The sequence below is a fragment of the Microcoleus sp. Aus8_D2 genome, assembly GCF_036702665.1.
Taxonomy (GTDB): Bacteria; Cyanobacteriota; Cyanobacteriia; order Cyanobacteriales; family Microcoleaceae; genus Microcoleus.
This window is the reverse complement of record NZ_JAUBUN010000051.1, coordinates 1-24,877: the sequence shown is the minus strand read 5'-3', so window position 1 is coordinate 24,877 and position 24,877 is coordinate 1. Positions and strand designations below refer to the sequence as shown.

The 24,877-nt window shown below is 44.0% G+C and carries 19 protein-coding genes and 1 other RNA gene; 5 read left to right on the top strand and 15 right to left on the bottom strand.

Translation table 11 applies throughout. The annotated features are described in order from the left end of the window. Positions 1-9: 9 nt before the first annotated feature. On the top strand, positions 10-1,377 hold the full coding sequence (locus QUB64_RS28075) for a serine/threonine-protein kinase (protein ID WP_333275146.1): 1,368 nt from the start codon (positions 10-12) through the stop codon (positions 1,375-1,377). A 129-nt stretch (positions 1,378-1,506) separates the two neighbouring features. Next, entirely contained in the window at positions 1,507-1,863 is a 357-nt protein-coding gene (folB, locus tag QUB64_RS28070; RefSeq protein ID WP_333275142.1) for a dihydroneopterin aldolase, read from the top strand. Between the two features lie 456 nt (positions 1,864-2,319). Here folB and QUB64_RS28065 read toward each other — a convergent pair whose 3' ends face one another. From QUB64_RS28065 to QUB64_RS28000, 14 genes are all read right to left on the bottom strand, one after another. Next, complete coding sequence (locus tag QUB64_RS28065; RefSeq protein WP_333275139.1) at positions 2,320-3,870, bottom strand: AGE family epimerase/isomerase; 1,551 nt, start codon at positions 3,868-3,870, stop codon at positions 2,320-2,322. Between the two features lie 295 nt (positions 3,871-4,165). Continuing rightward, positions 4,166-4,471: an NADH-quinone oxidoreductase subunit NuoK gene (nuoK, locus tag QUB64_RS28060; RefSeq protein WP_228042566.1), complete on the bottom strand. Its 306-nt coding sequence runs from the start codon at positions 4,469-4,471 to the stop codon at positions 4,166-4,168. Positions 4,472-4,659: 188 nt separating this feature from the next. Then, positions 4,660-5,283, bottom strand: coding sequence for an NADH-quinone oxidoreductase subunit J (locus QUB64_RS28055; RefSeq protein WP_333275136.1), 624 nt, complete (start codon positions 5,281-5,283; stop codon positions 4,660-4,662). A 271-nt stretch (positions 5,284-5,554) separates the two neighbouring features. Beyond that, positions 5,555-6,133, bottom strand: a complete 579-nt coding sequence (gene ndhI, locus QUB64_RS28050) for an NAD(P)H-quinone oxidoreductase subunit I (protein WP_333275132.1) — start codon at positions 6,131-6,133, stop codon at positions 5,555-5,557. 105 nt (positions 6,134-6,238) lie between these two features. Next, positions 6,239-7,357: an NADH-quinone oxidoreductase subunit NuoH gene (gene nuoH, locus QUB64_RS28045; RefSeq protein WP_333275129.1), complete on the bottom strand. Its 1,119-nt coding sequence runs from the start codon at positions 7,355-7,357 to the stop codon at positions 6,239-6,241. Between the two features lie 652 nt (positions 7,358-8,009). Next, positions 8,010-8,400, bottom strand: a transfer-messenger RNA (tmRNA) gene (ssrA, locus tag QUB64_RS28040). A gap of 235 nt (positions 8,401-8,635) precedes the next feature. Beyond that, complete coding sequence (locus tag QUB64_RS28035; protein WP_333275126.1) at positions 8,636-10,390, bottom strand: serine/threonine protein kinase; 1,755 nt, start codon at positions 10,388-10,390, stop codon at positions 8,636-8,638. A gap of 55 nt (positions 10,391-10,445) precedes the next feature. After that, complete coding sequence (locus QUB64_RS28030) at positions 10,446-10,610, bottom strand: hypothetical protein (protein ID WP_333275123.1); 165 nt, start codon at positions 10,608-10,610, stop codon at positions 10,446-10,448. A 17-nt stretch (positions 10,611-10,627) separates the two neighbouring features. After that, complete coding sequence (locus tag QUB64_RS28025; protein ID WP_333275120.1) at positions 10,628-12,952, bottom strand: hypothetical protein; 2,325 nt, start codon at positions 12,950-12,952, stop codon at positions 10,628-10,630. A 1-nt stretch (position 12,953) separates the two neighbouring features. Further along, positions 12,954-16,907, bottom strand: coding sequence for a hypothetical protein (locus QUB64_RS28020; protein WP_333275116.1), 3,954 nt, complete (start codon positions 16,905-16,907; stop codon positions 12,954-12,956). Between the two features lie 314 nt (positions 16,908-17,221). Further along, complete coding sequence (locus QUB64_RS28015; RefSeq protein ID WP_333275210.1) at positions 17,222-17,440, bottom strand: type II toxin-antitoxin system Phd/YefM family antitoxin; 219 nt, start codon at positions 17,438-17,440, stop codon at positions 17,222-17,224. 65 nt (positions 17,441-17,505) lie between these two features. Continuing rightward, positions 17,506-17,748, bottom strand: coding sequence for a hypothetical protein (locus QUB64_RS28010; protein WP_333275113.1), 243 nt, complete (start codon positions 17,746-17,748; stop codon positions 17,506-17,508). A 255-nt stretch (positions 17,749-18,003) separates the two neighbouring features. Then, positions 18,004-19,962: an ArnT family glycosyltransferase gene (locus QUB64_RS28005; protein ID WP_442921727.1), complete on the bottom strand. Its 1,959-nt coding sequence runs from the start codon at positions 19,960-19,962 to the stop codon at positions 18,004-18,006. A gap of 346 nt (positions 19,963-20,308) precedes the next feature. Continuing rightward, positions 20,309-20,878: a hypothetical protein gene (locus QUB64_RS28000; protein WP_333275107.1), complete on the bottom strand. Its 570-nt coding sequence runs from the start codon at positions 20,876-20,878 to the stop codon at positions 20,309-20,311. 387 nt (positions 20,879-21,265) lie between these two features. On the opposite strand from QUB64_RS28000, the gene QUB64_RS27995 reads away from it, so the two are divergent. Next, a complete protein-coding gene (locus QUB64_RS27995; protein ID WP_333275105.1) occupies positions 21,266-21,598 on the top strand; it encodes a DUF565 domain-containing protein in 333 nt (110 codons plus the stop codon). A 240-nt stretch (positions 21,599-21,838) separates the two neighbouring features. Then, positions 21,839-22,942 (top strand): glycerate kinase, encoded by a 1,104-nt coding sequence (locus QUB64_RS27990; protein WP_333275102.1) that lies wholly within the window; start codon positions 21,839-21,841, stop codon positions 22,940-22,942. 247 nt (positions 22,943-23,189) lie between these two features. Here the strand turns inward: QUB64_RS27990 and QUB64_RS27985 are convergent, their stop codons facing one another. Beyond that, positions 23,190-23,567, bottom strand: a complete 378-nt coding sequence (locus QUB64_RS27985; RefSeq protein ID WP_333275100.1) for a hypothetical protein — start codon at positions 23,565-23,567, stop codon at positions 23,190-23,192. 327 nt (positions 23,568-23,894) lie between these two features. Here QUB64_RS27985 and QUB64_RS27980 point away from each other — a divergent pair, with 327 nt between their 5' ends. Beyond that, on the top strand, positions 23,895-24,422 hold the full coding sequence (locus QUB64_RS27980; protein ID WP_333275097.1) for an orange carotenoid protein N-terminal domain-containing protein: 528 nt from the start codon (positions 23,895-23,897) through the stop codon (positions 24,420-24,422). Positions 24,423-24,877 lie beyond the last annotated feature (455 nt).

The following is a 24,877-nucleotide window of genomic DNA, read 5'->3' as shown; positions in this document are numbered from 1 at the left end:
CCGTGGTTTATGTCTAACTCCTCCCTCCTCGCCCCAGGTTCCACCCTCGAAAAACGCTACCGCATCATCCGCGAATTAGGCCGCGGCGGCTTCGGGCGCACTTACCTGGCTGAAGATACCAACCGCTACGGCGAAAACTGCGTGCTCAAAGAGTTCTCTCCGGTGGTTCAAAGCCCGAAAGCTGCCGAATTGTTCGATCGCGAAGCGAGTATGCTTTACAATCTCCAACACCCCCAAATCCCGCGCTTTCGAGAACTGCTGCGTACCGATTTGGGCGGACATCCCTCTTTATTTTTAGTTCAAGACTACATCCCGGGTCAAACCTACGAAGAAATACTTATATCCCGCCAGCAGCAAGGTAAAAATTTTACCGAAGCCGAAGTTACTCAACTGCTATTTCAGCTTTTACCAGTTTTAGAATACATCCATTCCAAAAATTTAATTCACCGCGATGTTTCGCCCGACAATATCATTCAGCACAGTGTTGACAAACTGCCCTTTTTAATTGACTTCGGTTCCGTCAAGCAAATCGCAGCAACGGCCGTATTTCAGTTTAGCGGACAACCTGCAACGGCGATCGGCAAACAAGGTTATTCCCCCGCAGAACAAATGCGACACGGGAAAGTTTCGGCGGCTAGCGATTTGTACGCTTTAGCTGTCACCGCGTTAGTGCTGCTAAGCGGCAAAAAGCCTCAAAAACTGTACGATATCCATAACAAAACTTGGGATTGGCGATCGCACGTCACCGTCAGTCCAAACCTGGGAACCGTGTTAGATAAGATGCTAGCAGAACCGCCGGGCGATCGCTACCAGTCCGCAAAACAAGTCCGCGAAGCCCTCAAAGATCCAAAATTATCCCAAATTGGCAACATCATCTCCCAAATGGTGACGATGAACTTTGTCGGGCGCCCCTTCAACCAAAGCACTCAAACGGCTACCAACAACAATCCTCCTGTTGTGCAAAACAATCAATTAGTTAACAGCAACACCAGCAAATTTAAATTAATTACGTGGAAAACCCTAGCCAGTTTAAGCGTAGTTTTATTGCCGGGAATTCTAGCTTTTAGTGCAGTCAAATCAGGTTTTACTCTGCCAAAGTTACCTGAAATGCCCAAATTTCCAAAACTCCAGCCCTTTCCAAACCCGTCTTTGGATGCAGAAATAGCGCGTCAAGAAAAAATTGGCAAGCGCCGTAAAAATCTTAATCTAGATCGAGATATATTTTATCAAAAAGTGGATGAATTGTTTTACAATAAATATCCAGAACTACAAGGTCGGAGCTTGACAGACAAGCCAGAAGATGCACAAATTAGACAAAACTGGTGTCAAGTTGCTGAGGATTTTCTCGACAGGTTGGAGAAGGGAGAAAAATTTTGATATTTAAGATATAATTAAGAGCGATCGAACCGCCGACGGCGCAGATATCGCAGATAATAGAGAGGACGGATAAATTTATCTGATTCGATGTAAATTGGTATAGGCAACTTACTTTTAGTTTATTTCACAATGGATTGTATTCAACTTACAGGAATTCGCTGCTACGGCTACACCGGCTATCTGCCGGAAGAGCAAGTGTTGGGACAGCGGTTTGAGGTGGATGTCACTCTCTGGCTAGATTTGTCGAAGGCTGGAAAAAGTGATAATATTGAACATACTCTGGATTACCGCAGTGCCATTACTTTGATTCAAGAGTTAGTCAAAAACTCCAAGTTTTCATTGATCGAAAGGTTAGCAGATACTATTGTCCAAGCACTTTTAGAACTGCCTTTAGTGGAAAAAGTTAAGGTACAACTCTCAAAACCGGCTGCCCCTATCCCTGATTTCGGGGGTAGAATTACTCTAGAAATTACTAGAAGTCATTAGTCAGTAGTCCTGCCGTCATCAGTCATCAGTGATTAATATTTAGTCAGTCTACTGTCTTCCTTCTACAGTCTTCCTGAACCCCGCTAGGGCGTGTTTTCAAACTACTGATTGTGAACTTCACGGCTCGAAGATTCCCCTAAATCCCCCTTAAAAAGACCCACTTTGATGTCTTTGCTTCTCCCTTTTGAAGGGGGGCTGGGAGGGATATAAGGCAATAGGGTTTAATTAAGCCCGATCCCCCCGAAGGAAGAGCCCCCTACTCCCCGCTCACGCAGGGGGGGAACAAGAAATTACTCAAAGTCCCCCGACTATCCGGGGGAGTAGGGGGTATGCAAGGGGGCTCTCCGAGGCTAACTGAACCGTATTGGGATATAAGGGTTTGAAAACACGCCCTAGTTCCTACGCACACTCAAAACCCATCTCCGCGATCGCACTTGATTAATCTCAGTACATATCTTAATGAATATCGGAGAAGTTGATTCTGTATAAACTGTCTGTTTCTTGATTAGTCACAGGTTCGATTTTATCAATCTTACCTTTATAGAAATAGGGTCTGATTGTATTAACCGATGGCATTTGCTTGAAGGCATAGTACAGTACCACTGGTTGCTGATGAAACTGACAGGTCGTAATATAGGCAATTAGAGCGTGTTCAAAAGAATGGTAAGCATTTTTCCAAGGCCACTGTTTGGGTAGCTCCTGAAGAGGTTTGTTCGTTGAATCATCAACGCCCGTCCAAACTTCACCGTACTTCCGATCAACAAAATAGTTGAACCAGTAATCGTAAGTTTGTGGAAGGTAAATTACTAAAGATTGGTTTTCTAGAGCCAGGGAGGCAGTAAATTGGTCGAGTTCTGCATAGACCCACCAATCTTTATTTACGTTAATTTTACCCATCTGATTGATTTCGGATGCCCAGGAACCCGATTTAGGGAGATAGGCTCGTTCTAGAACCTTCGGCCCATTTTTTTCGGCAAACTTGACGAGTGTCTGGTTGCCACTAAGTAAACCAGCCATACGGATCATCCACATCGCTTTGATAGTGTGTCCAAAATCAATTTTTGTGTTTTGGATATCCCTATCTAAGGGTGAATTTGCGACATAAAAAAACAAATTATCATTAGGAGAATAGAATTGGTTAAGCATAATATTTGAAATATCTACCAAATCCTGTTTCCATTCCGCTTGGTATGGTTCAGGCAGGATTGGAGTAATCAGAACCATGTATGCGTTCATTTGGTCTAGTTGAGCAGTCAAACGCTTATCCAGAGCTTTCGCATCGTCTCCGTCTTTTAACTGCCACTGTAGCGCCTTCTGTTTTGGGTTATAGTATGTTTTGAGAATATAATCTTTAACGGCTAGAATGTCGGGCAAGACTTCTGGGTCACGGGTCAAGTAGTAGTAAAAGCTGATGCCCAGAAGAGAATAAGCCAGTTCTTGAGGATTGCGGTACTCAACCGATGGTTGCCAGGACTTTGTTTCACCATCCCAGAAGGCATAGGCTCCGCCATGTTGGCGATCGAAACTGTTCTGACGCAGATAATCTACACCTGCTTTCGCATACTGCAAATACTTGGCGTCACCTGTTAAGTGGAAAGCGACTCCATAGCCATAGATCTGCCGAGATATAGAAACAACATAGTTGCGATCCATCATTAGCCAACTGTTGTCTTTAATTTCCGGGCAGGGATTGCTACGGTCAAGCAGTGTTCCATCGTTACAACGAATTGAAGGGAAATTGCCGATTGGATCTCCTAAGGCAGTCGGCATCCTCCAGAAGGGAAGAAGTTCATTCTGCACATGATTCAACCAACGTTGGGCATTTGGGAGTTGGGACGCAAGATGGTTAGTAGAGGTTAGGGCCGGCAGAATAACTTGATGCTGAGAATAACCTTGTCGCGCATTGGTAGCCCAAGAAGCCACCGCAAAGTAGCTACCAAAAGGTAAAACGCACAGTAAACAAACAGCTAAAGAAGTGATGGTAAATTGAATCGGATTCCAGCGCATATTTGTATAGAGGAAGAGCGAAATGTTTGTTTACTCGATCGCGATCTGGCTAAGAAAGTCCTTCCGAGAGACAAATAACCAAAAAATCGTGAAGCCCCCCAAAACATCGAGGGGGACAAGAGTATTTCTCAAAGTCCCACTTATTAAGGGGAGCGACTATTGCCAGAGGGCTATCCCTCAGTATCGCGGTGCGGCGTAGATTTAGGGGGAGCTAGACTCGACTACCAGCGAGATTTACATAGGTTTTCAGTCTTAAGTTGACACCAATGCCTACTGCCTATGACCAACTGACCAATTACCACTTCAGCAAATTAAACTCTTCCATGTCTACGGTATTGCGGTTGCGGTAAATCGCCAAGACGATCGCCAAACCCACTGCGGCCTCAGCAGCCGCAACCGTTACTACAAACACAGTAAATACTTGACCTTTAATCTGTACGGGGTCAAGATAGTTAGAAAAACCCATCAGGTTGAGATTGACTGCATTCAGCATCAACTCGATCGACATCAACACCCGCACTGCATTTCGGCTGGTAATTAAACCGTAAATGCCAATACAGAAAAGTGCAGCAGCTAATAGCAGGAAATACTGGAGTTGCAGTTGCATAAATTTTTTGAGTTGCTCTCAGTCAAAATTACTACAAAACAGGCAGATGGAGTGGCGGCGCATTTAAATTATCTATTTGGAACGCTGCTAGAAGCCCATTCCACAAGAGTTTGATTGATTCTTGACACACAATTTAAATGCCGCAACAGAGAAGCATGAGGTACGCACTGCGCACCCTACAATTACTTGGTTTCGGGTGAAGAAACATCGCCGGCTGAGACTAATTCGCGCGGGCGTTCTGGCAAACTAAAAGCTGGTGTTTCCGATTGCTTGATTGACAGTTCATCCGCAAAGAAATCGCGGCGTGCCAACACAATTGCTCCTACCATTGCCATCAACAAAAACACTGATGCTAACTCAAAAGGTAGCAAATAGTCGGTGAAGAAGTGTTTGGCAATGGTGACAATCGAACTTTCAGCAGGTGCTCCGGTCGTCGTTACAATCGCCCAAGGAGTAGACACTACCATCGTGCCCAAAAGTGCAAACAAACCAGCACAAACTACTGCGGTGGCGACTTGACGCACCCAAGCGTTGGAAATTGTGCGGAAGTCTTCTCGCTTGTTTACCAACATGATGGCAAACAAAATTAAGACGTTAACAGCGCCAACATAAATCAAGACTTGGGCTGCTGCGACAAAATCAGCATTCAGCAACAGGTACATACCGGCAATGCTGGTAAATACAGCGCACAGCAAAAATGCTGAGTAAACGATGTTGGAGAACAGGACTACTCCTAATGCTCCGCCAATCATCATTAGTGACAGTATGCCAAATGAAACAATTTGAACCCCTTCGGCTAGATTCACGATTTTTAATCCTCAATCATTACTTGAATATTGTTTGTTCTTACTCATTAGTTAGCAGTCGTAGAGTGGAGGGCGGGTTTATATATATCTAGGCTAGGTGCCTTTATCTGTTGGTGAACCCGCCCCTACAATTTGTCCTAATCGACGTTCATTCGGTTGCTATAGTAGTCATTAACCGTTAGTTATTTCACTAATGACTAATGACTAATGACTAATGACTAATGACCACTGACCACTGACCACTGACCACTGACCACTGACCACTGACTAATTACTTACTTTCCTGAATTTCCTCTGGGCGGAGGCCTGCACGGCGATCGGTGTAGGAAACTTCATGAGGGTCGATCGCACCTTTCGGCAAATAAGCGAATTCCCGCATCGGTGTCACCATCGGGTCATCCGTAACCTTGTAGGGCAAACGTCCGAGGGCCACGTTGTCATAATTCAACTCGTGACGTTCGTAAGAGGCTAACTCGTATTCTTCTGTCATCGACAAACAATTTGTCGGACAATATTCTACGCAGTTGCCGCAGAAGATACACACACCGAAATCGATACTGTAGTGCTTGAGCTGTTTCTTCTTAGTTTCTTTGTTAAATTCCCAATCCACCACAGGCAAATTGATCGGACAAACTCGAACGCAGACTTCGCAGGAGATGCACTTGTCAAATTCAAAGTGAATTCTGCCCCGGAAACGTTCGGAAGGAATTAGTTTTTCGTAAGGATACTGCACCGTAATCGGCCGGCGTCTCATGTGGTCAAAGGTAACAGATAGCCCTTGACCGATATACTTGGCAGCTTGCAGAGTCTCTTTGGCGTATTCGCCTACTTGATTGAGGAATTTTAGCATCGTGTTCTCTCTCTGTACTTGAGTTTTTGGTAATTGCTAATTGATAATAGGTAATTGGTTAACAGCTAAATTTTGTTTGAGCTGTTGCCTTTTACCTATTATGAATTAACCGCCAAAAGCAAAGGGAAAGGCAAGCTTCAAAGCTGCGGTCAATAGCAAATTAACTAAAGCAACTGGCAGCAAAAACTTCCATCCCAAATCGAGCAATTGGTCGATCCGAACTCGGGGCAGAGTCCAGCGCAGCAGAACTGCCAGAAACAGGAAAAAGTAGGCTTTGAGCATGGTCATTGTAATGCCCAGCGTGCCGGTGATTACCTGCAACCAAGGAGTTGTTTCGCTCAATCCCAGGGCATTGGTGATGACTCCGACCGGAATCGGGCATTCCCAGCCGCCGAGGTATAAAACGGCTACTAGCAGGCAAGAAAGGACGAGGTTAACGTAGGAAGCGATGTAGTACAAAGCAAATTTCATGCCTGTGTACTCAGTCTGATATCCTGCTACCAATTCTTCTTCTGCTTCTGGAAGGTCAAAGGGCAAGCGTTCGCATTCTGCGAGGGCTGAGATCCAGAAAATTAGGAAACCCGCGGGTTGTCGCCAGACGTTCCAGCCGACGATGCCGTAGCCGGCTTGTTGGTGTACGATGTCGATCGTACTGAGGCTATTGGACATCATCACAACTGCCAATACTGCCAAAGCTAGGGGAATTTCGTAGCTGAGGGATTGAGCAGCGGCGCGGAGTCCGCCTAGCAGAGCGTATTTGTTGTTAGAAGCATAGCCCGACATCAGCAAGCCGATCGGCTGAATGCTAGAAAGAGCTATCCACAGAAATATTGCTGTCCCCATATCGGCGATCAGCATATGCTCTCCGAAGGGCACGATCAAGTAGGACAGAAACACTGGAATCACGACAATGACGGGCCCGAGCGTGAACAGCAGCGCGTCAGCTTTGGCCGGTACAATGTCTTCTTTGAATACCAACTTCAAGCCGTCGGCAACGGGTGCTAGGACTCCCAGAGGGCCGATGAATTCCGGGCCGATCCGCTGTTGAGCGGCGGCGGAAATTTTCCGTTCCAGCCAGACGCTAGTCAGTACCCCGAATACAGCACCGACAATCATCAGCAACATCGGCAGCGGTAGCCAAAGCACGTGGGCGATGTCGGCAGGTAAGCCCAAATTGATGAGGGCTTCTACGAAACTTCCTTGTAAGTCAATTCCTGGGTTCATGTTTCCAGCTTTTGAGCGATCGCCATATAATTTTTCACCCGTCCTTCGTAGGAGTAGGCTTAGAGAGCGGGGAGTTTGTAAAGATTTTTAATGCTTTACCGCCTATCAGTATATCGTCCGAGGGCCCCAAAGAACGCACGGACGGGAGAAGTTCTAATTATCTGATCCCGCAGCCTAGCTAATGCGTTGCTAACTTATACGATTTTCGATTTTCGATTGTAGGGTGCGTCATTTGTGGATGTAGCACGAAAAACTAGGGTTTTCTCCGATGACGCACCTTATACCATTTATAAAAAAGCTTGCTTAAGACAAAAATATTGGGCGGAGTGAAACGGAGGGTTGCTTCCTCAACCCTTGAAAAGAACAGGTGCGTCGCTATGAGATTGTCGATCTTTTTTGAGGATTGTCGATGGCGACGCACCCTACGGCTACACCAAAAATATTGGGGTTGTTTCCTCAACTATTTGGGCTGGTGCGTCGCAGTGAGATTGTCTGTCAAATTTAGGGATTGTCAAGGGCGACGCACCCTACGGCTACTGGGGATTTGAGATTGAATGCCAAACAAAAGGGCTCGCGAGTTAACTCGCGAGCCCTTTGAATGTTGTAAAGCGACTTTCAAATGGGTTAAACCATTGATTTTACGTCACCTTTGCGATGGAACTGGGCAGAATCGAACTGCCGTCCAAAGCGGGTATTTACCTTCCGATCGTTCACAGGTTTATCCCCTCTGATCCTCGGGGCGGGAACCATCTTTATCCCAAATGGGGGGATTTTCTAGTGATTGCTTTCCCGGCTAGCCGACTAGAAACGTTTAGCTAGGGCATCCGTTGGGGGTTGTTATGCTGCCTTTAACGGAGTTAAGCGGCATACACTCTGAACCAAGCTAGAGAAGTTTTTAGGCTACAGCTACGGCTTTGCGAGCGAAAGGAACGATGTTGTTCGCATTTACTATTTTTTTTGAGCCGATATTAACGAGAGTGGACTCCCTCTCGACCTGCATCACGGAGCAGCTTTCGCCACCCTGTCGAAACCATTACAGCCCCTCGTGCGTTCTTTGATTATAGACAATATTTTGTGCGATCGTCAATCGATTTTAGATTTTAGATTTTAGATTTTGGATTGAAGATTGAAGATTGGGGATTGATATCGTGTGCGATCGATGGTTCGTAGTGCGGACTTCAGTCCGCAGCCTGAGAGCGGACTGAAGTCCGCACTACGAACCAAGAAAGCGAATATTTTCGCTAAAAAACCCCGTTTCTCAACACCCGTGCGAGATTTCTAATGCAAATTTTCGTCCCAGACGCCGATGTAAATTCGATCGCGCTCGTTGCGTTCGATCGTCCCTTTCAACGAACCTTTCCGAAAATTAAACCGATTGGTGCGGCGTTGCTGCACGTCGCGGAAGCCTTGCAAAATCTCCCGATCTGCGCCGCCCACCATTCCGTTTAAGGCGGTTCGGACTACCAAATCGTCCACCGTCGGGGCAAAAGAACCTTCTGTTTGCACCAGTTGGTCGGAATCGCGATCGTAAATATAGCCGAGAGTCACCCGGTTCGGCAGCAATTCGTAAAGTGCGGTGCGAGTATTCGGCCAATAGCCGCGGCTTTGAGAGTCTGTCGGATTTCCCAATGCAGCTACAATCTCACTTTCCGGCGTACCCACCGCAAACCCCGGGATGGTGGGAGTCTTTTGATAGCTGGTTGCCGGTGGTTCGCTGGGTGGGGGCGATCGATCGGGCGGCAATTGCTTGTCAACAAGTTTTTCCGTTGGTGTGGGTTGGGCAGCCTCAGGTGTTGGAGTTGGAGTTGGCGCTGGAGTTGGCGCTGGAGTTGGCGCTGGAGTTGGCGCTGGAGTTGGCGCTGGAGTTGGCGCTGGAGTTGGTGTTTCAGCCTCAGGTGTTGGAGTTTCTCGGCGAGGGCGAATTGGTGCGGGTGTGGGAGTGGGAATTGGTGCGGGGCCCGTGCGCGCTTCTGGATCTGCGGGGGTGGAAGTGCGATCGTCCTTCGCCACCGGTGCGGGCTCGGCAGATTGTCGGTTGAGGAAAACCCTCGCCACACCGACCAAACCCGCAACCAGCAGGGCGATCGCCACCAACCCCAAAATCCACCAAATCTTGCGGTTGCTGCCCCCAGAAGACTCGACAGCAGCCACTGTTTTAACAGTTGCAGGCGACTGAGGCCCGTGTCCCGGCATCACCGCCAGCGTCGGCCCGGTGTCCGGCGACTGCCCGTGCAGCAGCGACAGCCACTCATCCACGCTAGCAGGGCGATTTTGAGCCTCTACCGTCATCCCCCGCATCACCGCTTGACTGACAGTCACGCTTAACTCAGGCCGCAAGTCGCGGGGTGAAGGCATCGGCTGACTGGTACGCAAAATTGCAGCCACCGGCACCCTAGCTGTGAGCAAAGTGTAAAGCGTCGCCGCCAGCCCGTAAACATCCGTGGCGGGCGTATATTTTCCTTGGGCGAAATACTGTTCTGGCGGTGCGTAACCGTCGGACACCATATTAGTGTGACTTTGGGTGGCACCTGCTGTAAACTCGCGGGCTATGCCAAAATCGATCAGCACGACTTCCTGAGTACCTTGGCGCAACAGAATGTTTTGCGGCTTGACATCTCGGTGCAGCAAACCCTTTTGATGAACTGCTTTCAAAGCAGCGCCAATTTGAGTGATGTAGAGAATTGCCAGATTTTCTGGGAGGGGATTGTTTGTACCGACTACATCGCCCAAATTCTGACCGGCTATGTAGTCCATTACCATGTAAGGCTGCCCGTCTTCCACAAAAAAGTCGCTGACGCGCACGATATTCGGATGGACGCAGGAAGCTAACCGCCTTGCTTCGTCTTGAAACTTGCGATCGAACTCAGCAAACTTAGGATCGCGCCGCAGAGATTCGTTGAGGGTTTTAATCACCACGGGCTGTCCTAAATAGCGGTGATTTGCCCGGAAAGTAATCCCAAAGCCGCCCCGCCCGAGTTCTTGTTCGAGAGTATATTTTCCGCCCTGTAAACTTTTGCCGATTAGCGCGTCCATAGGTCTAGTCGATCGCATACCAAATAATATGGCTGATTATGGCACGTATAGTTACTCAACTCACCTCTCTAAAGGGCGATCGCAATCCTCGATCGGCTCTAAGTAGCAGGTTGGCTTCTAGCTGACGTTGATACTTGTCTCCGGCCTCAGACCAGATGTGAGTTGATCCGACGATCTTCTCCGATCGCTGAAATATCTGGATTTTTTCTGGAATCAGCATTCAAATTCAGCCTTGTTTCAATTTTCAATTAATACTTGTGCTACTTTTTGTAACAATGACGATTGACTGTTTTCCCCGATTTTTAAAACATTGTGAGTTAGCGTACTAAAATGTAAAGCTGTGATGGGATGATCGATCAGCTCAGATGTGGGAATTGACTCTCCTGAATATCTCTTCCCAATCAAATGATAGACTCTAAAACCTTTCTTTATCACTTCCCCAACACTTTGTGCGGGAGGAACATAATACTGAATAAATATTTCGTTCTTCAAATCCAAAGATATCATCTTTTGGATTCTGTTAATAGGGTTAATCTCGCTGTTGTAATGGGATACCAAAGGTAACAATCTACTACTATTTTCACCTTTATTTTTTCGATCGATTGTTAATTTTTCGCTGTCCAAGTCTTCAAGAATACCAGTTCGTCCAATTAAGGTTGGCGCATACAAATCATCTGTATAACAACTAATATACAGCTTCTCTGATTCATCAACAAAATATTTTTGCTCGTTAATTAATTTTTCTGAATTATTTGTTTTCCTTTTTAAAAATCGAAATTTGGATTCTATTTGTTTCAAATCGACTATTACATTTTTTATATATATGCAACCATCTTTGTACAGAAATTCTACCGCAACAGCTTTAGCTTCCTTTTTTTTCGGGCTGCGTACATAAATACTAAAAAATTGTTTTTCAGAAAATGATTGAGGAGTAGTAATAGGCAAGCCCAAGTTCGGATTTGCAAGACTCTGTGCGATCCAGTTCTTAATTCCCAACTCAATCAAGACTTTCTGAAATTCCGGTGAAAGATTTATCTTGTATCGTTCGCAGAAACTTTCCCATTGTTTGCTATCTGCTTGTTCTTTTAGATAACAAAAAATAGAGCCCTCTACATCCAGTATTTTCCCTTCTGTAAAATCTTGCGTCTCCTTGTGCAGACTATCGAGCTCTCGCTCGATTTTCCAATTTGTATAATTAAAAACCGCAAAATTAGTTTTCTCATCTCCCACAGCACGAAATTCTGGTATATTTATCCCCTGCGTGCTAAAAAAGTGTCCAGCCTCTAAATAGTTAAATCTTTTCTTTAACTGTGAATAAAAATCTACTGGTGATTGCTTATCTAATGTTGTTGATGGACACCAGAGAGCGTCTTTTCTCTGGTAAGCCATTGAACCCGCTTCTTCATCCAAAAGTTTATTTAAAACTAAATAGTTTATTTCCGGTTCGAGTTGAATATCTGACCATTTAATAGATTCCGTAATTCTCCAGCAAACCCCGTCCTCACCGTCAGGTACTTGTTCGTAGGTACTGACAGTTTTTCCATCATTGTAAAATGCGATCGTAGATACCCCTTGATGTTTCAGGAAGCATTGCAAAAATTGTCGGTCATCTTCAGTTAAATCGACTCCTGTATTGTTAATAATCTCTAAGAATTCTACAGATTCTATGTTTTTAATGAAAGGGTTTTCCAAGTAGTGGTCAGCCTGAAAATCAAGAGACTCAAAAGCAATATTGCACTCACTTAAAAACCCCTCAAGTTTTGTCATGAGGTTTTGGTAATGATAAAGCTGAGTCTTTTTGAACTTGTCATAATTTTTAGGATCGGTATCAAATTGCATAAAATTTATTTTATTTGTTTTCCTAGCATCGAGATCGCGATCGAAGTAGTAGTTCTTATTGTCGTAGACCAACAAATCTCCTAAATCATCACCATCTATGGTACTATAGCTATCTTTTGGTAAGAAGAGTCGGTGTTTTCGAGACAAGGTTAATGTGAGTACGCCATGTTGATTGTATTTGATTAACAAGTTTTGTCCCCACACAAAAAGAGCCTCTTTCGATTTGCTGAGATCCCTGGAATGGAGTAACAGTAATTCTTCAAAACCATTCAGTGTCTCAAAATATAAGCCTTGAGAGAGAATATAAAACTTGAAAATGAGGTTGAAAATTCTTTCTCGATTGCTAGAATTATCGGTAAATAACTTTTGCCATCCAGAATGATTTTTATTAGGGGATAAAAAGAACACATATTTTTTCCCCCCAGTATATGAGAGGAAGTATTGAATTTCTGATTTTTCCCGTTTCTCCCCATGTGCAGCAAGTCTTTCTTGGACTTGAGCTTTAATGTATTTATGCCGCTCTTTATAAAAGGTAGGCCGTGAATCCTCATTTTCAGAATCTTTATCTTCAGCAATCGGATATTTAAGCTCAAAATGTTCTATCCCTTGTCCCAATTTAAATAGATACTGACGCAGTTTTTCGGCAACTTCTTGTTGCTTTTCTAAAATTTTTAGTTGGTTGGTTCGCGATATATCTGATAATGCTGCTGTTTTATTTTTCATTTTATTTCTCCTTTTGAAACAGAAAGTCTGTGAGGATATTGGATTGTACTGGACAATTGCGATCGTCAAAGAAAATTAAATTTCCGGAAAATAGCGTGGGTGAGTATTGTTGATTTTTTTCTTGGGCGGCGTGCAAGTTAAGAAGTAACCCCCTCGCGGTGCTAAATTCTGGATAGTCTGAAACAATTTCCTTCAGCTTGTTTTCGGTTTTATCCAGGGTTTTTTTGGACAGGCGATTTCCCGAAGCCAAGCTCCAAGCTTTAACATCAATACAAAATAGCGTATTCTCCTTGACATAGTACAAATCAAACCGCTCGTATAGCTTACGATACTTTTTGAAATCTGGCAATGGCTCAAAACCATAGATGGATTTTATGGCTTTCCAGTCTTTACCTTTGAAAACTACATCTTCAATCCAGCGTTCCACAAAGTTTTCAGCCAGTGAGGGATACAACACATCGTAAAAGAATTTCGGACGCGGAATATAAGTCTTAAAAACTTCAGGTTGTGGCATCAACTTATTGTACATTATGTAGATTAAATCAGTCGAAGGATCTAGCGAGCCAATTTCATTACTTTCTAAGTCATAGCCTCGATCGCTGATTTTTAGAGATTCAGGATATAACCGCTTCTGGTAAGGATAGATTTTTTTCCCATTGATGCTATCACTGATAATCTGGATTTTTTTACCGCTTTCTTCCTCGGAAGCTAAATAGGGCGTAAATTCAACTTGTTCTGGGTTGTGATAGAATAATGACTCAATAAAATCCGCAGGAAATAGCCCTGAATCTCGCAACTTTTCCAGATACTTGGCTGGGTCTTTGAAAACAATTGGATCGCGCAACGCCTCCCACGTTTTTGTGATATCAAAAGTATGTGTATTAAGATGAAAGCGAGCGATTTCCTCCAACATTTGTGTTCTAAAATCTTGAAAAGCCAGAGTGGCATCAATCTCATCAATAACATGATCGTCATAATCCTTAATCGAGCGTTTTTTCTCTTCTTCTCGAACGCTTAAGTAAACTTTGTGGTTGTTAACGGAAAATTTCCGAATTTCCTCCTTTTCTTTCCCTTCCAGGTATCTGTAAAAATTCACTAAATTTTTTCTAGTTTCTTCATTAACAAATATTTTTACCACTTGGTTGGGAAAATCGCGTCTCTCAGATCTGCCGATCGCTTGCAAAACTTGTTTCCCTAATAAAATCTGGTGTTGCTGCTGTCGAAAATCTCCCGCTTCTGGCAGGCTGAGATACTGATTGAAATCTTTGATTTCAATATTAGACTCTCCCAAATTTACAATACTTTTCATTAAGGCAAAATGGTAATGAGTAATAGATAATCCAGAATCTTTTGATTTGTTCAGCGATGGGCCCATTACGGTATAGTAACTGTCCATTAACAACACTAAAGAGTCAAAATCTTTTTCATCGTCGTTAAGGTTTTTAACGATCGGATTCAATCCTTTGGAAGCTGATTGATAAGCCGATATAAAGAAGATTTTTTCCCCTTCTTTTTCAACCAGCTCATTCAAATACGTGTTCTCAGCTTTTTTGTCGAAGTAAAGACTGTTGAATGATGCCTCATACAAAATTATTTTAATCTGAATATCACTCTGATATTCCTTATGCTTTACTTGCAGATAATATATATTTGGATGCTTTGGTGACACCTTAAATTTAAAGTTAGCCTGCTTGAGCCGCTCGCAATATTGAATTAACTGTTTAATCCAGCGTAAAGTTTGAGTAAAAGCAATTGTTTCTTGAATTGAGTCATCCTCAAACAGGTAAAACAAGAAACGAATAAACTTGTGAAGTTCTTGGATTTTGTAAATACCCAGCCAATTCCCATCCTGTTTGAGATCGTCGATAAAACTTTTTAAAATAGTTTCTTCAAATCGTTCCACCACTTGTTGAGTTTCGTTATTTGGGAAAGACAATAAATCCTCACCGAAAAACTTTACTGCAATCTGTCGCTTGGCCTCACGACTCTCTCTGATGTTTTCGCAAAGCGACACTTCTTCGTCGCTCATTTCCTTAAAGGAACTTTCACCGGATTCACTAGCATTCCGCAATTTATCTTTGAAATACTGCATATCATAGCTAGTGCTTAAATCTCCTAAAATTCCTCCTGTTGCTGAAATCAGAAAAATCACATTACTATTATTGCATAACATGGATTTTATCTTGAATTCAGGCGAAGTTAATATAGCCGTACTACCAATAGAAACTTCTCTAAGGGCGCGCTCGATCAGATTATTTTTAGGATTTTGATAACGAGAAATTTCTTTGATATTTATGATAGACTTATAACTTTCATAGACGTAAGCAGTATTTAAGTATTTTAGTAGTTGATTTTGCGAGGGGCTTTCTTCACTTGCCTTTTGGACTTTAGCTATTTGTTTCGACCAAATTTCTAAAGAACGGGATTGAGAATCTTCAGCATCTAAGACGTTAGCTAGAAAATCTTTGATGGTTTTGATTTGCGATCGCACAGCTAGAATGGCATAAATTAACTCTGCTACAGAAGTATTATCTGCCACTTTTTCCTCGGTGATTTGGACGTGTCCGCCAGAAGGTTTGGTTAAAAACAATTTTTGCAGGGGTTCTAGGTTGTAGATGTATAGGTTGTTGTATGCAAAAATGTTCATTAAATCATCACAGATTTTATTGTAAAGCTTTTGAGGAATCAACAAACTTCTATTATTCTCAAATTTTGAAATAACTCGGGATAACATTTTAAAATCCACTATAATGGGATTTTCTTCATCATCCTTATCAAAAATTCTAATAATTTCTTCCATTGATTCGTCAAGCCCCTTTTGAATTTTTACTATTTGTTGTAAAAAATTGATAGAGTTTCCCTCCTCAACAGTCAGTTTTTGATATGTGCGGGCGAATTTTTGCAAGTTTTCTTCTAGGGCTTTGTCTTTTTCAAAGTGTTCTTGAAATTCGTAAAAAGCTCCCTTATTCTTATCTACAAAATTTAAAAACTCTCGGTTTTCATTGTTCGGAGTTGAAAACAGCATAGAAAATTCTCTATTGATAGATGACAGCGCATTATTGATTGCCAGCTTTTCAGGAGAGATGATATCAATTTTATTCTCTAGCATAATTTGATATCCATCTTCCTGCTCATCTAAGGCAAGGATAAACTTTCGGGAATTGTCTGTATGTTCAACAACATATTTATCGAGATGACTGCTTTTCTTTGCCCAGGTTTTACCATCGTGGATAAAGTACGGAATATCCGTTTCAAATTTTTTATATGTGAGCATCAAAATTCCAGATTTCTTTTGCAGGAGATGGAGGGGGAAAAATATTTCAATTAACTTTAAACATTCAGCAGGACAATTTCTTTGATCGAATTCACATTTGATAAAAAACTCTAAAAATTTTTCAATTAAATTATTCAGTTCTCGTTCTATTTTTGTAATTTCAAAAATATTAAAATCCTCATTGCCAAAGTCTGTGTTTTTTACATATTCAAGGCGTTTAATCACAGTTTTGACTTTATCAAGGTTTCGTCGAGTTTCCTGAACTTTTTCATCAGAACATACTTTTTTATCGATTTTCCAAAGTTTTGTGTTTTTGAGAATTGAAGATATCAATTCCTTGTAGGATTTGATATACTCATCCGTCGTTTTCATTTCTAAGGAATTTATTTTATAGACCGGAATATTTGGGTATTGGCTCTCAACTGAAGTTGGAACACATAAGTGTTCTCTCAATGGCGCAACATATATACCGATTATTTGATTTTTGGGATGTTCTTCTATCGTTTGATAAATCGCTTGAAACAATTGGTGAGTTTTTCCTGAACCGGTACCATAATTGATAAGTTTTAGTTGGGGACGGTTTTCTCTAAAGCTATCTTCAATAGTTGTAAGGTAGGAATTAATAATTTTGCAACGAACTGATTCTAACTGCTGATTAAGATCGTCTGTTTGCTTTTGCATTATGTGTTATCACCTTATCTAGAGTAAATACATATCGTGGGATCGTCTTTTCTTTGACTGATACCCATAGTAGCGCCTGAACTCTTGCGCTTTGTATCGTAAATTGCTATACACCTGTTTTTTGGCATCTTTCTGTACCTGTTTGGTGTATACCAGATTTCTATTGACCACTGCAACTGGCGATCGCCATGCTCGATCGGCGGGATCTCCTGGACTTTTGATGAAAAAGTGGGGGGTATAGGAATAGCTCAGTCATTCATATTGACTTAAAAGCCTTATAGGGTAATGACTTGAGGATTAATACAACTGACTTATCATCTCAACATCAGGAGAGCCATCGGTGTTGCCAGTCCTTCCAGAATCGATTCCGGCATCCCCGGCACTGACAGCAGATATAATGTTTGCTTCACTGATGCCCACTCATATTCAGATAATAACACTGCATTGCTAGTCTGTCGTGCGATCGCGATCGGTTGATGCGACTGACTCACCGCATCGATTAACTGCTGCCATTGCAGTTGAGCTTCATTAATTGCGATCGTAATCTTTCATTCCTGTAAAATAGCTCGCTCTTTATCGAATCGGCTGTCTTGTATGTTCACCGATCGACATCTTGAGCAACCATCATTGCATTGATGTGGGTAAAGATTCGATTTAATTCCCCAATGGCATCGAGTTCGGCTACCTCTTCTGCCATTAGTTGGTCTGCCTTCTTCTTCTCTAACAATTGTGACCTGCGCTGTTGGAGCGATTCGCTGAATTTGAACAACTTCCAGCGATCGACTTTTTCAATGCAAATCTCATGAATTAACGAGGATGGCTTGTTAAGGATTGAAACCATTGTTGGCTCCTAGCTTCTAGTTTTAGGTAGTGAGATCGTGTCCGGTCGATTACAATAAAAAAACCGTTTGTAGTGCGGACTTAAGTCCGCAGTCGGAGCGGACTGAAGTCCGCACTACGAACCTTACTTAGAAGTTCGCACTACGAACCTTACTTAGATAGGTCAATCGATAGCACATTATATGAGTAGATTATACCTTAACTCCAACATCATACCTGGTTTGAGGATCGATCGCCAAAACCGCAGCACCCTACACTATTGCAAAAACGCCTTTCTCGGAACCCTCGCGAGTTGGTACGCACCGCGACTGTCCAACAATTGATATTGATTTGGCTGCAATCCGAATTCGACAAACTTGTGTGGATATCCCAGCACCATAATCGTCGGAGAAGTGTGGTTGTTGGATTCCTCGATGTAATCCTTCGCGCCTCTGGGAAGTCGGTAAAAAGTCACCGGATCTTGGGTGTAAAAAACTAAACTCGGTTTCCAGAAACCTATCATCATCAACTCTTCTCCCGGCTGTTTTTGTTGGACAACAACCTTCGCTAACTCTCTGAGAGGTAACTGGCGGTTGAGATCGACCAAATTGTAGGCGGGAGTCAAACCAAAGATGATAAATGCGACTAATCCGATGAAGTTAGCTACCAAAATCCAGCGTTGTTGTCGCTTCCAAAGTAAAAGTGCGATCGCCATTGCCGCCGTTATCCAAATCGTACCGCCTACCACCAGCAATCCCGACTTCTGAATTGCTTGGGGAAAATTGGGCATGGCCGGGTCGTCTCCCAGCCAGTTGTAGCAGTAGAATGTTGCTCCGGCTATAATCAGTAAAAATACGATATTGAAAATGTATGTAACTAACAGCCCTCGCGGTAAATAATTGGGTTTTTTCTCTAACTTTCCCGGTCTGTTTTGTGGTTCCTTGCCAGCAATAATATCATTCCACAGTAGCGTTACCAAAATAGCAGCGGCCGGCAGTAAAGGCAATACATAACTCGGCAATTTTGTCACGGAGATTGTGAAAAAGGTAAAGATGCAGCCGAACCAAAATAGGGCAAATAAACTTAATTGTGCCGATCGCGCTTGACGGCGCCAGTAACTGCGCTGCCAAAAATGGGTACGGGCGATCGCTACAGGCAAATAAATCGACCAAGGCGCAAAACCCACCAGCACTACAATAAAGTAAAAATACCAAGGCGCCGAGTGCTTGTTAACTACTTCGGTAAAGCGCTGGAAATTGTGATAGCCGAAAAAGCTGTCAATATAAGTTTGACCGTTGGCTAAAGTAACGAGAATAAACCAAGGCAGGGCGATCGCCAAAATAATCAAGATTCCCGACAGCGGACGCATTTCGCGCCAAAGTTGCCGAAAATTTCCCAAATACAGCCCGAAGCTACCAATAATCAGCGCTGGGATGACAATTCCCACAGGGCCCTTAGCCAGAATTGCTAGACCAATTAGTACGTAACAAGTCAGATACCACTTATTGGGAAATCGCGCACCAGCAACGGTGGAAAATTCGGCTTTTTCTCTCCGTTCTTCGAGGGTGTAACCGAGGAAAAATGCCAGAAGTGCCGAACACATACAGGCAACTAATAGCATATCAGAAACCCCAGTCCGTCCCCAGGCAATAGTTTGCGGATTTAAAGCGATTAGCGCCGCACCAATCCAAGGAGTAGAAAGAAACAGCGGGCGAGTGGGAGATTTGGAAAATATACTCTCTGACTTCTCCGTTACATCCGTTACATCCGTTACATCCGCTACAGAATCCGTTGCCGAACTTCTTTCTGTCTGCGATAGAGTATAGAATCCGAGACAAGTCAGGGCGATCGCGCACAAAGCCGACGGCAGACGCACAGCCCACTCGTTCACCCCCAGAGTCTGGTAAGCCACAGCCATCAGCCAGTAAATCAACGGCGGTTTGTCAAACCTGGTTTCGGTGTTGAAATAAGGAGTGATCCAATCTCCTGTGACTGTCATTTGACGGGCGGCTTCGGCAAACAGCGGTTCGGTTTCGTCAACTAAGCCGATGTTGCCGAGATTCCACAAAAAAGCCACTCCGGCGATCGCGCACAGCCACAGCACCGACAGCAGCAAAGGTGCGATCCTCTTCGAGGGCTTCGCTAACGGCCGATGCCTGTAATATTCTGACAAATTTTTAATAACTTCCTTCACCCAAACTTCCTGCGATTTTAGATTGAAAATTTTAGCTCGCATAGAGAGTTTACCGAAAGATTCGCCCGATCGAAACTGGAAATTCGATCGCACCCCGTACCACTCAAATTTTGTACCGTTCTCCACAAGATGCTCGAAACCCGGTTTTTCGAGCAAAATCTCCACTCCCAACTAAGTAAATCCACTGAATTAAACGTCAAATATCGATCGCTCCCAAGATTGCTATGTATATCTAGTCCCTAGTCCCTAGTCCCTAGTCCCTAGTCCCTAGTCCCTAGTCCCTAGTCCCTAGTCCCTGATGACAACTGACAACTGACCAATGACCACTGACAACTGACAACTGACCAATGACCACTGACCACTGACCACTGACCAATGACCAATGACTTCAAGGCCGCACAGTTAATTGCCATTCTTCGGCTGTGGCGTTCCAAGCGGGCGAGGCTGTCTCCCCGGCGACGTAAGGCCCCCAGTAGCGGCGGGAACCATCCTGAGCAAAAATCACCAAAATGTCTCCCTGTTTGATTTGTAACTTCCCCTCCGGTAGCGATAGCATCAGTCCCTTGCCGCCACCTTCTCCCGGTGCAAAATCCCAGTGGGCCGGTTTCCCGTAGGATTTCTCGGCTTGCTGTTTCGACAGCAGGGCCACTCGCACTGGGCGATCGCTACGGTTGCTGACGCGCAGGCTGCCGGCGGCTGTGCCATTGACAGGGATTGAGGAATTGTTTTCTTCCTCAGGCTCTGGGGGTAAGTCGGGTTTGGGCCCTTTAGCGGTGTCTGTGGAAGCTGTCGCCACTGCCGAAACGGGAGGTGTTGGAGGGAGTGCGGTGGCTGCTGAGGGCAAATCGCTCGATCGATTTCCACCGTGGGAGATGGTGATTTCAAAACGTCCGAGAAACATTCCTGTAATTAGGATGATCGCCGCTCCAATTAATATCTGGTAAATTTTAAGTTTCATAAGTTTTATGCTTATCAGGATAGGCTGCATACCCGCAATTAGTCATAACTATATTTAATGTAGAACCTGGGGCTGCTGTGCCACAAGATGAAGCTACACTTAATTACTTGACTGTTCCCAGCGATAACTGGGCGATCGCACAATACCATCTTAGATGTTAAATTTTAGATTTTAGATGGCAGCATACTGACCCCGGTCAAGATTTGGAGTTGTTGGCGATCGGCATTTTTCAACCCCGCCCAAAAACAGCTACAAACCCCGATATTCTTGAGGAACGAGCCAAAAATTTGAGACTCCTGTTCAATCTCCCAGCAGATTCAATACGAGAGTAAATCTAAAATCTAAAATCTAAAATCGACTGACTCATCGGCATAAATTTTAACTTCTATGCAGAATACCCGAATTAACAGATTGATTGACGTTCTGGGCGAGCAATTTGGAAACTGGCTGAGCAATCCTTGGCGGCGGATTTCGCTCCTGGTAATTAGCCTGCTGTTCGGCACTTTTTTGGGAACAGCTATTTCTACCATCGCCGGACAATCCGCTGATTGGGATATTATCGCGGCGGGGCTGTTGGTATTCTTGACGGAGTTGGCGAGCAGGCTGGTTTACGGCAGCAGGCGCCCCGCTGGCGGTTCTTTGTGGGTGGAAATGCTCAATGCTCTGAAAATTGGCCTGACTTACAATTTATTTGTCGAAGCTTTCAAGCTTGGCTCTTGAAAAATGGTAAAATATTTGTCGCTGGGACATATTATTATTTGCCTAAAACTAGCTTCCGCCTAGAAAGTTTTGATACAAGTTTAAAAAAATGAAATAAAATTCGTTCGTAGTGCGTCCTGGCGTCCGCTTCAATGCTGCGGACGCCAGGACGCACGCTCGATCCGTTTTTGTTATGGTAATCGACTGGATATGATATCATCGAATCCTCCCATCATCCAATTCTAAAATCTCAAATCTCAAATGGTTGGATCGCCTGTAATGCCTGTTGAAATTTTGCACCGCTGGCAAACGGGCGATCGCCCGATCGCTCCCGACTTCGATCGCCTCGCCTATTGGGAACTTGTCGATGATGGGCGATCGCGCGCTTTTAACATTACTCCTGACAATGCAGCCGATGTTGTCCGCCACAAAACCGATTTATTCTTTTCTCTGCTTGACGAACTGCATACTTTTCCGCTAAAATCAACTGTTTTTCTAGAAACTTTGTGGAATCTTTGGCTGCCGCTGGCAATCCAATTATCGACTGAAAAACAAAGTTTAAACCGGACTTTAATTCAAGGAATTTTAGGAGGCCAAGGAACCGGAAAAACTACTTTATGCCAAGTTTTGAAGCTGATTCTAGGAAAATTGGGATATTCTACAGTCAGTATTTCTATAGACGACCTTTACAAGACTTATGCCGATCGCCAAAAACTGCAAAAACAAGACCCGCGTTTAATTTGGCGCGGCCCCCCCGGCACTCACGATATTGACTTGGGCATAGAAGTATTAGACAAATTGCGCGATTCTCAAACTCGCGAATTAGCAGCAGTTGACCGTCAAAAAATAGAAATTCCCCGCTTTGACAAATCAGCCTGGGGAGGTGCGGGCGATCGCACTCAACCAGAAATTATTTGCGGTGCGGATATTGTACTGTTTGAGGGTTGGTTTGTCGGTGTGAATCCAGTCGCTGATGCCAGATTAAACGAGTTTTTGGCGGCTGCGCCGTTTCCGATTTCCACAGAGGGCGACTGTCAGTTTGCGCGCGATATGAATGCGAAGCTGCACGACTATTTGCCGCTGTGGAACCGATTAGATCGGTTGATGGTTTTGTATCCCCCAGATTATCGCCTTTCTCAAGTGTGGCGCAATCAGGCGGAACGGGAAATGATCGCGGCGGGGAAATCGGGAATGTCTGAGTCGGAAATTAATCGGTTTGTTGAATATTTCTGGAAGGCGCTGCATCCGGAGTTATATATTCAGTCGATGCTTGAGGGCGATGGCGTGGATTTGGTGGTGGAAATTTTGGGCGATCGCGCGATCGGCAAAGTCTGTCGGGCGATCGACTTAAAATCAAGCCATTAGCAATACCAATTTTAAACGAAATGAAATAACAGTATTCTTGTCCCCCCCCTTTGCAAGGGGGGGCTAGGGGGGGTCTTCGAGTGTTGCACGATTTTAGAGAAATTGTATAACATCAATTCCGGTTGCGCCAGCCACACGATAAGTGAGGAAACGGCACTGCCGTTTCCCTACCGCGATTAATTGTAGGGAAACGGCACTGCCGCGTCCTTAAAGGGTTAATTTTAAGTCTCAATTGACAATTGCTAAATTAACTGCCGGGAGTACCCATTTCAATGGCCTTTTGCACCAAATCGTCGGTAACATTTCCCGGCGCACCTGTGGGGTTAAGTTCCTTAGCCATGGACAGAAAATCATCGGGATTTCCCTGTGCATCTGCCGGCATTGGGATTTCTTGAGGGGCGGGAATCTCAAATTTAGGTGCTGTTGCAGCAGCGGCTGCTTCGGCACCGGCACTTGTGCGATCGATGTCGCTAACGCTAAATTCTTTTGAAGCTTCGTAATCGGCTGATACATCAACCGTCGGTAACTTTTGTTCTCCAGCTTCTACGCTTTCAGTTATCTGTTGAGCATCAAATGTTTGAGTGTTATCTAATTCTGTATTCACTTGAGGATTAACTTCAGACATAGCCGACTCCTTGTTACTTTTATTTAACAATTCCATACAATTAGTGTGGCTATAATTCCTGTTTTTTTCATCTGCCCGCAGATGTATCGTTGGCTTCTATCTCAAGGATGATTTATTTTAGGACGCTGGCTCAGCATTACATTAGTTTCCGAAAACAAGGCAACTCTCTGCCAGCACGAAACCCATATACAATCAGCGATCCCCAATCCTCAAATCTCAAATCTCAAATCTCAAATCTAAATTAGTATTACCTCTAGGGGATGGTGACTTGTACTTGCAAATGTTGATATTTATATATTCTGGAAGCATTTTTAAGGACTTTTAGTTATGAACTCACCCGCTGCCACCAATACTCACGCTCTCTCAGACGATACTCAAAACATGGTTGAGAAAATCAACGGGTTGGGTACAGATGAAAAACTGGCACTGCTCTATTTTGTTTATGAAAAAATGGGAGACTCAATTACACCCGCCGCACCCGCTGCTGCGGAACCAGAATTAGCTCCCATGTTGCTCAATGATTTTTACAACCTTTCCCACGACCAACAACTGAATATCATGCGAGGTATTGTCAACGGTGACGACACGCCTTATTCTCGCGCTTACGGAGCTTTAACTGCTAACAATCAGTTGGTGGTTTGGTATGCTTGGGCTGTTGACATGGGAGGGAAAATTGTCGATATCCCCGAAGGATATGAGGCAACTGAGGCTGTGAATGGCGTGTTAGGTCAAATTGAAGGTCTTGATTTTGAACAGCAAATTTCCGTGCTGCGCGATGTAGCTAATAATATGGGCTACACCGATGTTAAACCAATTGCTACTCAGGCTCAAGTTGGTAAAACTTCTAGTCTTTAGAAAATAAGGCTTGGCGGTTGCAACGGCTAAAGAACTAAAAACAAGCCCGCTCTAAAGACTGAGCAATAAAGCCGGATTTGGTGGAATTGGCGGACATAAAAAACCTCAGAAATGTCCGCAGGTTTGTATGCTAACTCCGGTTTTAATATTTGCTGGCTCGTTCCTGGAGGCAGAACATAATTATGTATGGTGTTCGTATTGAGAGCGTGTCCCTTTTTCAAAGATAATATTTGTAGGGTGCGTCGCTCTCCACAATCCCTCAATTTAATCGACTTTTTGAGTGGCGACGCACCTGACATATTGGGTATAACAAACACACCCAAAAAATATTATTTGTGGACACAATTTGTGGAAAATGATATTAGTAGGGTTTTTGGGAGTGCAAGTCCTTAGATGATGCGGACTCGCATTCCTCACTACAAACCTTTTTTGTTCCGGGTAATTGACACTACGGG